At 27.0% G+C, this 13,038-nt stretch carries 11 protein-coding genes; all 11 read left to right on the top strand.

The genetic code is table 11. The features are described from left to right. Nucleotides 1–8: 8 nt before the first annotated feature. The 11 genes from pyrE (at nt 9) to gatB (ending at nt 13,028) form a co-directional block, all read left to right on the top strand. A complete protein-coding gene (gene pyrE / locus HMPREF3045_RS01905) occupies nt 9–578 on the top strand; it encodes an orotate phosphoribosyltransferase (RefSeq protein WP_070736894.1) in 570 nt (189 codons plus the stop codon). Between the two features lie 82 nt (nt 579–660). Beyond that, nucleotides 661–1,362 (top strand): glucosaminidase domain-containing protein, encoded by a 702-nt coding sequence (locus tag HMPREF3045_RS01900; protein ID WP_070606957.1) that lies wholly within the window; start codon nt 661–663, stop codon nt 1,360–1,362. Nucleotides 1,363–1,489: 127 nt separating this feature from the next. Beyond that, entirely contained in the window at nt 1,490–2,821 is a 1,332-nt protein-coding gene (locus tag HMPREF3045_RS01895) for a Mur ligase family protein (RefSeq protein WP_070736893.1), read from the top strand. After that, nucleotides 2,818–3,468 carry a type 1 glutamine amidotransferase gene (locus HMPREF3045_RS01890; RefSeq protein WP_070606766.1) on the top strand — a complete coding sequence of 217 codons (651 nt, stop codon included), beginning with the start codon at nt 2,818–2,820 and terminating at the stop codon, nt 3,466–3,468. Before HMPREF3045_RS01895 ends, HMPREF3045_RS01890 begins: the two co-directional genes overlap by 4 nt. A 108-nt stretch (nt 3,469–3,576) precedes the next feature. Next, nucleotides 3,577–5,226 carry a formate--tetrahydrofolate ligase gene (locus HMPREF3045_RS01885; protein WP_070736892.1) on the top strand — a complete coding sequence of 550 codons (1,650 nt, stop codon included), beginning with the start codon at nt 3,577–3,579 and terminating at the stop codon, nt 5,224–5,226. A 9-nt stretch (nt 5,227–5,235) separates the two neighbouring features. After that, nucleotides 5,236–5,556, top strand: a complete 321-nt coding sequence (locus HMPREF3045_RS01880) for a YerC/YecD family TrpR-related protein (RefSeq protein ID WP_004838856.1) — start codon at nt 5,236–5,238, stop codon at nt 5,554–5,556. Between the two features lie 164 nt (nt 5,557–5,720). Further along, a complete protein-coding gene (locus HMPREF3045_RS01875; protein WP_070606760.1) occupies nt 5,721–7,910 on the top strand; it encodes an ATP-dependent helicase in 2,190 nt (729 codons plus the stop codon). A 2-nt stretch (nt 7,911–7,912) separates the two neighbouring features. Continuing rightward, complete coding sequence (gene ligA / locus HMPREF3045_RS01870) at nt 7,913–9,919, top strand: NAD-dependent DNA ligase LigA (protein ID WP_070736891.1); 2,007 nt, start codon at nt 7,913–7,915, stop codon at nt 9,917–9,919. Beyond that, entirely contained in the window at nt 9,920–10,198 is a 279-nt protein-coding gene (gatC, locus tag HMPREF3045_RS01865; protein WP_070606757.1) for an Asp-tRNA(Asn)/Glu-tRNA(Gln) amidotransferase subunit GatC, read from the top strand. A gap of 9 nt (nt 10,199–10,207) precedes the next feature. Next, complete coding sequence (gatA, locus tag HMPREF3045_RS01860; protein WP_070606754.1) at nt 10,208–11,617, top strand: Asp-tRNA(Asn)/Glu-tRNA(Gln) amidotransferase subunit GatA; 1,410 nt, start codon at nt 10,208–10,210, stop codon at nt 11,615–11,617. Next, nucleotides 11,607–13,028 carry an Asp-tRNA(Asn)/Glu-tRNA(Gln) amidotransferase subunit GatB gene (gatB, locus tag HMPREF3045_RS01855; RefSeq protein WP_070736890.1) on the top strand — a complete coding sequence of 474 codons (1,422 nt, stop codon included), beginning with the start codon at nt 11,607–11,609 and terminating at the stop codon, nt 13,026–13,028. Before gatA ends, gatB begins: the two co-directional genes overlap by 11 nt. Nucleotides 13,029–13,038: the final 10 nt, after the last annotated feature.

Raw genomic sequence — 13,038 nt, 5'->3', positions numbered from 1 at the left:
GAGAGATTATGGATAGAACAATTGAATTATTAAAAAAATCTGATGCGCTATTAGAAGGACATTTTTTATTATCAAGTGGTAAACACTCAAAAAAATATATTCAATGTGCAAAATTAATAGAAAATCCTGTTTATTGTGAAGAAGTTTCAAAAATAATTGCTGAAAAAATAAAAGAATCTGGCATAAAAGTAGATTTGTGTGTTGGCCCTGCAATGGGCGGAATAATTATAGCTTATGAAGTTGCAAGAGCTTTGGGAGTTAATGCAATTTTTACAGAAAGAGTAGATAATATTATGACTTTAAGAAGGGGATTTGAAATAAAAAAAGGTATGAATGTAATTATAGTTGAAGATGTAGTTACAACAGGAAAATCTTCTTTTGAAACTGTTGATGTAATTGAAAGCTATGGAGCAAAAGTAAATGCTTTAACATCAATTGTAAATAGATCTGGAAAAAAAGAAATTAATGGTTTAAAATTATTATCTGCAACTGAGCTTAACATTGAAACTTATGATCCTGATAATTTACCAGAAGATTTAAAAGATACACCAGCTGTAAAACCAGGTTCTAGAAAATAAAATTTGCAATCTAGCATGAGAAATGATATAGTAGTTGTAATTGTTTTGTTACTATTTATTTATGAAAGAAGGAAGATAAAGGATGAATAAAAAGAGATTTAAAATTTCATTTTTATCTTTTTTAGCTATTGTTCTTGTGCTAGTTATTTCGACAGGATTGGAAAAATCATCTCTAGCTGCAAAAAACAAAGGTAAAAGAGATAGCTTGATTAATGGAGTAAATGAAATTAGCAATGAAACCTTAACTTTAAGACAATCTAGAATTGAAAGATTTGAAAAATTAGAAAAAGATTATAAAGAATTGAACGATAAAGGATCTGATGAATTAAGCAAAACATCAATGTTGTATTTAACAAACAAAACTAATTTAACTGCTGAGGAACTTGAATATGGTCTTAAAAATACAAATTTACAAGGTCTTGGAAAAGATTTCAAAAAAGCAGAAGAAAAGTATGAAGTAAATGCGATTTTATTGATGGGAATGGCAAAACACGAAACTGGAAATGGTCATTCATACCTTGCTAAAACAAAAAATAATTTATTTGGCTTTAATGCTATCGACCAAGATCCTATTAACAGTGCAAATACTTTTAAAGATAAGGGCGAATCAATAGATCATGTTGCTAAATTTCTAAAAGAAAATTATTTAAGTGAAGATGGAAAATATTATAATGGAATATCTACAAAATCTATAGGAAAGTTATATGCTAGCGATCCAGAATGGTCAAATAAGGTAGATTATATGATGAGAGAAGTTTGTAGAAATATTCTTCAGGAAAAATAGACTAAACTAAAAGTTTTAGTCTATTTTTTTGTTTAATTTTAAAATGAATTTAACTCTTTTATTATTTAAAATAATTTGAATAAAAATTTTATAGACTTATTAGCCTTTAATCTGTTATAATTTTTTTATGAATATAAAAGATAAATTAATTATTAAAATTGCAAAATTTAGTAAATTTTTACTAAAACTTACAAATCATAAAGCTACAAGCTTGCCAGGGAAAATCGCTTATAATTTAGATAATGATATTTTGGATGCTTTAAGCGAAAATACAAAATTTATTTTTGTAACTGGTACTAATGGGAAGACTATGACAACTCATTTTGTTACAAATATTTTGAGAAAGCACTATAAAAATGTTTTTACAAATGATTCTGGTTCTAATATGATTCAAGGTATAATAACAGTTTTGTTGGATATTCCTAAAAATGAAAATGCACTTGCGATCTTGGAGGTAGATGAAGCTAATCTTGTTAGGATAAGTAAATTTTTAAAACCAGATTATGTTATTTTAACCAATATTTTTAGAGACCAAATGGATAGGTTTGGAGAAATTTATAATGTTTATAAAAAAATTATGGATGGACTTAGCGAATGTAGAGATGTAAAAATAATTGCCAATGGAGATTTGCCAATTTTTTCATACGATGAGCTAAAAAAATATAATCCTATTTATTATGGAATAAGAGAAGATGATAAAGAATTTAATTCTTATAATCTTGAGGCAGAATTTAATAGTGATGGAATTTTATGTCCAAAATGTAATTCAATTTTAAAATATAAATTAGTTAATTATTCTTCTTTGGGAGATTTTTCTTGTCCAGAATGTGATTTTCATTCTCCTAAATTATCTTATAATATTGGAGAGATTATTTCTATGGATGCAAATTTTTCAAAATTTAAAGTAAATGGAGAAATTTATGAAACTCAAATTGGAGGATTTTATAATATTTATAATGCTTTAAGTGCAATAGCTCTTGCTAAAGAATTGGAAATCCCTTATGAAAAAATCTATGAAGGCTTAAAATTTCAAGAACACGTATTTGGTAGACAAGAAATAATTAAGATTGAAAATAAAGAAGTGATAATAAATCTTGTCAAAAATCCTACAGGTTTAAATCAAATTATTAATCTAATGCTATTAGAAAAAGAGCCAATTAGCTTATATTGCTTGTTAAATGATAATTACGCTGATGGGACTGATGTTTCTTGGATATATGATTCTTATTATGAAAAACTTAAAAAATTAAATATTAAAAGCATAAAAGTTTCGGGAACTAGAAAAACTGATATGAAAAGAAGACTTGAGATATCTGATATTTATGGTGGGGAAATCGTAGAAATAGACTATGAAAATGAAATTTTTGATAATATAAAAAATGAACCAACAGAAAAAATTTATATACTTTCTACTTACACAGCTATGCTAAGACTCAGGGAGGTACTAAAACTTAAATGATTATAAATATTTGTCATCTATATGGAAATTTATTAAATACTTATGGTGATGTAGGAAATATTATGGCTTTAAAATATTTTGCTCAAAAAAAAGGTCACGAAGTAAATATTGAAGTAGTAAGTTTAAAAGATGAATTTGATTATAGAAAATATGATTTTGTTTTTTTTGGCGGAGGACAAGATTATGAGCAATCAATTGTAGAAAAAGATTTGGAAAGTAAAAAAGAAAATTTAATAAAATATATTGAAAATAACGGCTTATTTTTGGCAATTTGTGGTGGCTATCAATTAATGGGACAATACTATTTTGATGCTTACAATAATAAAATTGAAGGCTTAAAAATATTTGATTATTATACAAAAAACCAAGAAAATGGAAATAGATTTGTTGGAAATATTGAAATTAAAGATTTGCAAAATGGACAAATTTATCATGGTTTCGAAAACCACGGTGGGATAACTATTTTAAATGATAAAAACAAAGCTTTTGCAAGTGTTGTATCAGGCAATGGAAACAATGGTGAGGATTTAACAGAAGGGTTTAGATATAAAAATAGTTTTGCATCTTATTTACACGGACCACTTCTTGCTAGAAATGAAAATTTGGCAAATACATTCATTAAGATTATAGAGAGTAACAAAAGATAAATAAATAAATTTTAATTCGCTTTAATCGACTATTGCACTGAATGTAATAAGTTGATATAATATACATGAAAAGCAAAACGTATTGTAATTATAATTATAGGAGTTTAAATGAAAAAAGATATTGAGATTGCTAGAGAAGCAAAGATAAAAGATATTGAAGAAATAGCAAATTATCTTGAAATTAGTGATTATGAAAAATATGGCAAATACAAAGCCAAAATTAATCCATGCTTTGATGAAAAAAAAGATTCAAAACTTGTTTTAGTAACAGCAATTTCTCCAACACCTTTTGGTGAGGGAAAAACTACTATGAATGTTGCCTTATCTATGGGATTAAATAAATTGGGCAAAAAATCTATTTCAGTTCTTAGAGAGCCATCTTTGGGACCTTCTTTTGGAATTAAAGGAGGAGCTTGTGGAGCAGGATATTCTCAAGTTATTCCTATGGAAGATATAAATCTTCATTTTACAGGAGATTTTCATGCAATAACAAGCGCAGTTAATTTAGTAGCTGCTATGATTGACAATCATATCTACCAAGGAAATGAAAAAAATATTGATCTAAATAATATTTTATGGAAAAGATGCGTTGACTTAAACGACAGAGCTCTTAGAGAAGTTGTTGTAGGTTTGGGCAAAAAAACTGATGGAGTTACAAGACAAGATGGGTTTGATATAACTGTTGCAACAGAAATGATGGCAGTATTTTGTCTAAGTAATGATCTTTACGATTTTAAGAAAAAAGTTGCAAAAATGATAGTAGCTTATGACACAGATGGCAATGCTGTAACGGTTGACGATATAAAAGCAACAGGTCCTGTTTGTGTATTAATGAAAGATGCATTAAAACCAAATTTATGTCAAACTTTAGAAAACACACCAGCAATCATTCATGGTGGGCCATTTGCAAATATAGCTCATGGTTGTAATTCAATTATTGCTACAAAAACTGCACTATCTTTGGCGGATTTCGCTGTAACAGAAGCAGGATTCGGTGCAGACCTTGGAGCTGAAAAATTCTATGATATTAAATGTAGACAAGCTGGACTAAAACCAAATATGACAGTTGTTGTAGCTACAATAAGAGCATTAAAATATCATGGTGGACAAGATTTGAAAAAAATTGATGAAGAAAATATTGAAAGTCTAAAAAAAGGATTTGATAATTTAAGAATTCATCTTGAAAATCTAAAGAAATTTTCAAAAAATATCGTTGTAGCTATAAATAAATTTGATCAAGATACAAATAAAGAATTAGAAACTCTAAAAAATCTCGTAGAAAACTTATCACTTAAAGCATTTGAATGTGATGTTTACCACAAAGGTTCTGAAGGTTGTCTTGAAATTTGTGATTATATCATAGAAAAAAGTAAAAACGAAAATGATTTTAAAGTTTTATATGATGAAAAATTACCTATTGAAGAAAAAATTGAAATCATAGCAAAAGAAATTTATAGGGCTAGTGGAGTAAAATATTCTAAAAAAGCTTTAAATGAAATTAAAAGAATTAACAATTTAAATTCTGATAAATTACCAATATGTATTGCTAAAACTCAATATTCCTTATCAGATGATCCAACAAATTTAAATCCAGATAGCGAATATGAGATTACTATAAATGATATTAGATTAAATCAAGGTGCAGGCTTTATAGTAGCCCTAACTCAAAATATTTTAACAATGCCAGGTCTTCCAAAAAGACCAGCAGCATACGATATAGATATTGATGATGATGGTAATATCATGGGATTATTTTAGGAGATAAATATGACAGATTCAAAATTACAAAGTAAAGAATTAGATGAATTTTTTGATGCTATTTTAATGTTAAAAAATAGAGATGAATGCTACGATTTCTTTGAAGATGCTTGCACAGCAAGAGAACTTCAATCAATTTCTCAAAGACTACAAGTTGCAAAATTATTAAAAATCAGAAAAACTTATAGTGAAATAGAAGAACAAACTGGAGCATCAACAGCAACAATTTCTAGAGTAAATAGATCACTTCACTATGGAACTGATGGATATGATTTAGTTTTGGAAAAATTAATTGAAAATAATTTAAAAGAAGAAAAAAATAAAAAATAAATTAAAAAAATTTAGAAATTAAGACGAATTTATCAATTTGATAGATTCGTTTTTTTATTTTAAAATTGTCTTTGATCTGATTAATTTATTTTTTTATAAAATTTTTATGCTTTAGATTACTTTGTTTCTTGTGGTATAATTATTAGGATGAAAGGATGTGAAAAATGGACTTATCTAATTTAAATGATAAACAAAAAGAGGCAGTTTTACACGACAAAGGTCCCTTGCTTGTTGTTGCAGGAGCTGGGAGTGGAAAAACTAGAGTATTAACAACAAGCATTGCTTATTTAATAAAAGAAAAAAATGTAAATCCAGTTAATATTTTAGCTATAACTTTTACAAATAAGGCTGCCAATGAAATGAAAGAAAGAATATCAGATCTGTTAGATGAGGATGTTTCTCACTTATGGATTGGTACTTTTCATTCTATTTGTGCAAGAATACTTAGGATGAATATAAATAAAATAGGATATGACAATAATTTCACTATATACGATACAAATGATCAAAAAACATTAGTAAAAGAAATTATTAATGATTTAAATTATAAAGATGATATTAGCCCAAAAGAGGCTTTAAACCTTATAAGCTATTGTAAAAATAAATCAATTAGTCCAAAAGAATTTTTAAATATTAATACTTTTTATGCAAAGCAAGAAGAATATTATAATATTTATAAAAATTATGAAAAGAAAAAATTTGAATACAATTCTTTAGATTTTGATGATTTGATTTTAAAAACTTTGGAATTATTTGCTGAAGATTCAAATACTTTGAAATTCTATCAAGATAAATTTGAATATCTTTTTGTAGATGAATACCAAGATACTAACAAAAGCCAATATGAGTTTATTAAATTTATTGGAAAAGCTCACAATAACGTTAGAGTTGTTGGAGATGCAGACCAATCAATTTATAGTTTTAGGGGAGCTGATATTAATAATATTTTGGACTTTGAAAAAGACTTTAAGGATGCAAAGACTATAAAACTTGAAGAAAATTATAGGTCAACTTCTAATATTATTAATGTTGCAAATAAACTAATCAAAAATAATAACGAAAGAAAAGAAAAAAATCTTTGGACATCAAAAAATGATGGTTCAGAAGTTTTGTATAAAAAATCTTCTGTAGAATCCGAAGAGGGAAAATTTGTTATAGATGAAATAAATTCCTTGTTAAATGATGGATATAAGCTAAAAGATATGGCGATTTTATATAGGATGAATGCTCAATCAAGGATTTTTGAAGAATATCTTATGAAAAATTTACTTGATTATAAGGTTGTTGGGGGACTTAAATTCTATGATAGAAAAGAAATAAAAGACCTAGTTTCTTACCTAAAAATTTTAGTAAATCCAAAAGATGATATTAGTTTAAAAAGAATAATAAATGAACCAAAAAAAGGAATAGGCGATAAAACTGTAGAAAAATTAGAAAAAGAAGCTAATAAATTAGGATTTTCTTTAACAGAACTTGTTTGTGATCCGTCTTTGTTTTCAAATCTTTCTACAAAATTAAAAAGTTCTTGTGAAAAATTTTATAAGCCATTAGCAGAAATTTTTGACAATTATAAAGATTATGACATTGTGGAATTGATAGAAGAAATACTTGATAAAAGTGGATACATAAAAGCTTTGGAAGAATCTTATTCTGTAGAAAATAGGTCAAGGATTGATAATTTAAATGAATTTATTTCCTCAGCAGCAGAATATCAGTCAAATAATCCGGAAGATAATATCTATGATTATTTAGAAAATTTATCTCTTTTATCAGATCTTGATAAAACTGAAAATAGTGATGATGCTATTTCTCTTATGACGATTCATTCAGCCAAAGGACTTGAATTTAAAGTTTGTTTTGTTGTTGGAATGGATGAGGGATTATTCCCATCAAAAAGATCTATAGATGAGGGAAATATTGAAGAAGAAAGAAGACTTTGCTATGTTGCAATAACAAGAGCAATGGAAAAATTATATCTTTCAAGCGCAGAAATTAGAAGGCAATTTGGTCAGGCTGTATATTATAAGCCTTCAAGATTTTTAAATGAAGTGAAATCTCTAATCAAAAAAATTGACCAAGATAAAACTCCTGCCTACTCTCCTTATGTAAAAATGAAAAGCAATGAAGCTTATATGAGAGATAAGGCAAGAGAGAGTGTTCTAAAGAAAAATACTGTAAAAGAATCATCAAAAGAAGATTTTCAAATTGGAGATAAAATTATTCACACCAAATGGGGCGAGGGAATGATAGTTCAAGTGAAAAAATCAGACGATGGCAATGAGCTTGTTGTAGCTTTTGATAAAAAAGGATTAAAAAAGCTAAACCAAGATTATGCTCCAATTAAGAGGATTTAAAAATGGATAATATAGATAAAATTAAAATAGATGAATTAATAGATAAAATAAATGAATTAAATTATCACTATTATACCTTAGATAATCCAATAGTTTCAGATGGAGAATATGACAAGTTGTATGATGAGCTTTTAAATCTAGAAAAAAAGACAGGTTATGTAAATGAATTTTCTCCAACCCAAAGAGTTGGTGGAGCAATATTAGATAAGTTTGAAAAGCATTTTCATATTACAAGGTTATATTCCCAAGATAAATCGCAAAATATAACTCAATTAAAAGATTGGCTTATAAGAACTAAAAAATTACGAGACCAATATAGTAAAACCCATGAAGATAAATTAGAAGAATTAGAATTTATTACAGAATATAAGTTTGACGGTTTAACCATTAATTTAACTTATGAAGATGGATTATTAAAAACTGCAGCTACAAGAGGAAATGGTATAGAAGGAGAAGATGTAACCAAACAAGTTTTAACTATTCCGACCATTCCAACAAAAATAAAAGAAAAATCATTATTAGAAATTCAAGGAGAAGCTGTAATGCCCTTGTCTAGTCTTAAAAAATATAATGAAGAAAATGAAATACCTTTAAAAAATGCAAGAAATGCTGCGGCAGGCGCAATAAGAAATCTTGATACAAGTCAAACAAAAAAAAGAAATTTAAAAGCTTATTTTTATCAAATTTCAACAAATAGTCTTGATTTTAAAACTGAAGAAGAAAAATTAGAATTTTTAAAAGAACAAAAACTTCCAGTTTATCCTTATAAAAAAGTAATAAAAAAATTTGATGATATAGTAAAAGAAATTGATTTTATAAAAGAAGAAAGACATCATATTGATGTTTTGACAGATGGTGTTGTAATTAAGGTTAATGATGTAAAAACTCAAGAAGTTTTAGGATATACTAATAAATTTCCAAGATGGTCTATTGCTTATAAATATGATCCAGAAGAATACACAACAACTTTATTAGATGTTGTGTGGAATGTAGGTCGATCAGGAAAAGTTACACCGTCAGCAATCCTTGAACCAGTTGACTTTTCTGGAGTGACTGTTCAAAGAGCCACCCTTAATAATTACGATGATATTTTAAGAAAAAAAGTAAAAATTGGTTCAAAAGTTTTTATTAGAAGATCAAATGATGTAATTCCTGAAATTTTGGGAGTTGTTGATGAAAATCAAGAAAACACAAAAGAAATAGAAAAACCGGATAAATGTCCTTATTGTCACAGTGAATTAATTGAAGGGAATGTTCATATATTTTGTCCAAATTCAATTTCATGTACTCCTCAATTAAAAGCTAGAATGGTACATTTTGCATCAAGAGATGCAATGGATATAGAAGGTTTGTCTGAAAAAACCATTGAATTATTTATAAATAAATTAGGCATTAAAGAAATCTATGACCTTTATGATATTACTTATGAAGATTTGATTAATTTGGAATCTTTTAAAGAAAAAAAGACCAATAATTTATTAAATGCCATTGAAAATAGCAAATCTTGTGAATTAAATCATTTTATCCATGCAATTGGAATTCCAAATGTAGGGATAAAAACTGCAAGAGATTTGGCAGAAAAATATAAAAGTTTTGATAAACTTAGAGAAAGTAAGCAAGAGGACTTAATCGAGATTGAAGATATAGGGGAAAAAACGGCAGAGGACATAGTTGATTTTTTCAACGACCCTAATATCAAAAAATCATTAGATATTTTATTGTCTAAAGGAATTAAAATAAAAGCTATTGACACTAGCGAAAAATCTAATTCACTTGATGGAATGAAAATTGTTATAACTGGTACAATAGAAAATTACAAAAGAAATGATATTAAAAATTTAATTATAGAAAACAATGGAGATGTTACTTCTTCAGTATCAAAAAATACTGATTTGGTTTTGTGTGGCGAAAAACCTGGAAGTAAAAAAGAAAAAGCAGAAAAATTGGGTGTAAAAATTTTAGAAAATCAAGAATTATTTGAATTTTTAAAAAATTTAGAGGAGGAATAAATGGACAAAAATGAAGTTATAAGAATTTATAAATTAGCAAATCTTGATTTATCAAATCAAGATATTGATATAATTTCTGATAAATATAATAAAATTTTAGATTTTATTGACCATATTTTTGATGTGGATTGTGAAGATGTAAAAATGACTGAAATGTTAGATAATCATAATGCTGTATTAAGAGAAGATATTGAAGGAAAATCATTAGATAGACAAGAGGCTCTAAAAAATGCAAAAGATACAGAATATGGTTATTTTAGATTGAATTGGAAATTATAAGGAGCTATTATGGATATTAAAAATACTATAGATAAATTTATAAATAAAGAAATTTCAGTCTATGAAAATACAAAAAATGTATTAGAAAAAATTAAAAATGATAATTTAAATGCTTATATTTCTTTTAATGAACAAGATAGCTTGGATAGGGCAAAATATTTAGATGAAAAATTAAATAAAGGCGAAAAAATTGGAACTTTATTTGGAATTCCTGTAAGTGTAAAAGATAATATTTCGTATAAAAATATGAAATTAACTTGTGCATCAAAAATGTTAGAAGATTTCGAGCCAGTTTATAATGCAACTGTTGTAGAAAATCTATTAAAAGAAGATGCTATTATTATTGCAAAAACGAATATGGATGAGTTTGCAATGGGAGGCTCTGGAGAAACTTCATATTTTGGCCCAATAAAAAATCCTTTAGATGAAAGTTTAATTCCAGGTGGTTCTTCATCAGGCTCTGCCGTTAGTGTTGCAAAAGGAGATGTTTTAGTTTCTCTTGGAACTGATACAGGTGGGTCAGTAAGACAACCTGCAAGTTATTGTAGCATCATTGGTTATAAACCTACATATTCACTTATGAGTAGGTATGGTGTTGTTTCTATGGCAAACAGCTTAGATCAAGTTTCATTATTTGCAAAAAATGTAGAAGATTTAAGAATAATTGCTAATGCAAGTCAATCGCCTGATAAGTTAGATATGACTTCTTGCCTAGATTTTTATAATTTTGAAAAAGAAAATTTTAATTTTTCTGGTAAAAAAATTGCGGTTATAAAAAATGAAGCTAATATTTATAATTTAGATAAAGAAGTAGAAGATGATTACAATTATGCAATAAATATTTTAAAAGAATTGGGTGCAGAAATTTGTCCAATAGATTTAAAATATTCTAAATACGCAAACGAAGTTTATAATGTTGTAATGAGCTCTGAAGTATCAAGCAATCTTTCAAGATTTGATGGAATTAGATATGGTCACCAAACTGATGAGTATAAGAATGTTGAAGAATTATTTATAAAAAATAGGTCTGAAGGTTTTGGAGAAAATGTTCAAAGAAGAATTGCACTTGGAACTATGTATTTATCAAGTGAAGATGATCAAAAAATTTATAAACAAGGTTTAAAATTAAGAACATTAATCATAGAAGAGTTTAAGAATATTTTTGAAAATCATGATTTATTCATTACTCCAACAACTGTAGATTTACCTTCTAAATTAGGAGTTTATACAGATAATCCGCTTAAAGATTTTTCTTCAGATATATTTAATGTTTGTGTAAATCTAACAGGTTCTTGCGGAATTTCTATTCCAGTTAGAGATGGAATATCTGGAAGTATTCAAATTATTGGAGATAGATTTAAGGATAAAGATATAATAAATGCTTGCGAAACTTTCGAAAGGAAAATAAATGAAAACTAGAACTATTATAGGATTAGAAATTCACGTCGAATTATCTACAAAAACCAAAATGTTTTGTTCCTGTAAAAACGAATTTGGAGCCGTTCCAAACACAAACACTTGTCCAATTTGCTTAGGACACCCAGGAACATTACCTTTAATTAATAAAGAAGCTGTAAGATATGCTATAAAAGCAGGTCTTGCCCTAGATTGTGAAATAAGAGAATCAATGAAAATGGATAGAAAAAAATATTTTTATCCAGACCTTGTAAAGGGATACCAAATAACCCAACAAGACGAGCCTTATGCTGTTGGTGGACATATTATTTTAAGTGATGGAGATGAAATTAGACTAAATTCTATTCACATGGAAGAAGATACAGCAAAATCTAATCACGATGAAAGTAATAACACCCTAATGGATTATAACAGAGCAGGACTTCCTCTAATCGAAATTGTTACAGAACCAGATTTAAAATCTGCTAAGCAAGCTAGAGAATTTGTAGAAAAATTATCTCAAACTTTGAGATTTTTGGAAGTTTCAGATTGCATAATGGCAGAAGGTCAAATGCGTTGTGATGTAAACATAAATTTAGAAAATCTTGATAATGGAGAAAAAACAGCAATATCTGAGATTAAAAATCTAAATTCAATAAAAGCAATCGAAGATGCTCTTTTATTTGAAACTGATAGACATAAAAAAATGCTTGAAGAAGGAAAAAAATCAGTAAAAGAAACTAGAAGATGGGATGACGATTCTCAAACAACAATTTCTATGAGAACTAAAGAAACTGCTAATGATTATAGATTTTCTATAGAAGCAGATATACCAAGAATTGAGCTTAGCAAAGAATTTATTAATGAAATAAAAGAAAATTTACCAGAATTGCCTGAAGCAAAAGCAAAAAGATATATGAAAGAATATAAGCTTTCAGAATATGATGCAAAGCTTTTGTCAAACGATAGAAAACTTGCAAATTTATTTGAAAAAACAAATGATTTGGTAAAAAATCCTAAGGAAGTTTCAAATTGGATATTAAGTGAGCTTTCAAGAAGGCTAAATGAAAGTGAAATTGAAGCAGACCAAATGAATTTATCTGTAGAAAATTTCTCTAAATTAATAAATTTAGTTTTGTCTAATAAAATTAACAATAATGTTGGTAAAAAACTTTTAAGAGAAATTTTCGAATCAAATGAAGATCCAGAAAAACTTGCTAAAGACAGAAATCTTCTTCAAATTAATGATGAAAATTTCTTAGAAGATGTAGTTAAAGAAGTTTTAAGCGAAAACGCTCAGTCAATTGAAGATATAAAAAATGGTAAAGATAGAGCTTTTGGATTTTTAGTTGGTCAATGTATGAAAAAAACTAAAGGAAAGGCTAATCCACAACAAATAAATACCTTATTAAAAGAAAGAATAGGAGAATTATAAGAGTAAGCTT

Source organism: Anaerococcus sp. HMSC075B03, from assembly GCF_001815585.1.
GTDB lineage: Bacteria > Bacillota > Clostridia > Tissierellales > Peptoniphilaceae > Anaerococcus > Anaerococcus vaginalis.
Note: the sequence above shows the minus strand (reverse complement) of the source record. Positions and strands in the feature narration are given on the sequence as shown.

Excerpts from the sequence above, each read along its gene's own strand:
- HMPREF3045_RS01900 (WP_070606957.1), top strand. The coding sequence starts at position 661 with ATGAATAAAAAGAGATTTAAAATTTCATTTTTATCTTTTTTAGCTATT.
- gatB (WP_070736890.1), top strand. The coding sequence starts at position 11,607 with ATGAAAACTAGAACTATTATAGGATTAGAAATTCACGTCGAATTATCT.
- HMPREF3045_RS01880 (WP_004838856.1), top strand. The coding sequence starts at position 5,236 with ATGACAGATTCAAAATTACAAAGTAAAGAATTAGATGAATTTTTTGAT.
- ligA (WP_070736891.1), top strand. The coding sequence starts at position 7,913 with ATGGATAATATAGATAAAATTAAAATAGATGAATTAATAGATAAAATA.
- gatA (WP_070606754.1), top strand. The coding sequence starts at position 10,208 with ATGGATATTAAAAATACTATAGATAAATTTATAAATAAAGAAATTTCA.
- HMPREF3045_RS01895 (WP_070736893.1), top strand. The coding sequence starts at position 1,490 with ATGAATATAAAAGATAAATTAATTATTAAAATTGCAAAATTTAGTAAA.
- gatC (WP_070606757.1), top strand. The coding sequence starts at position 9,920 with ATGGACAAAAATGAAGTTATAAGAATTTATAAATTAGCAAATCTTGAT.
- pyrE (WP_070736894.1), top strand. The coding sequence starts at position 9 with ATGGATAGAACAATTGAATTATTAAAAAAATCTGATGCGCTATTAGAA.
- HMPREF3045_RS01885 (WP_070736892.1), top strand. The coding sequence starts at position 3,577 with ATGAAAAAAGATATTGAGATTGCTAGAGAAGCAAAGATAAAAGATATT.
- HMPREF3045_RS01890 (WP_070606766.1), top strand. The coding sequence starts at position 2,818 with ATGATTATAAATATTTGTCATCTATATGGAAATTTATTAAATACTTAT.
- HMPREF3045_RS01875 (WP_070606760.1), top strand. The coding sequence starts at position 5,721 with ATGGACTTATCTAATTTAAATGATAAACAAAAAGAGGCAGTTTTACAC.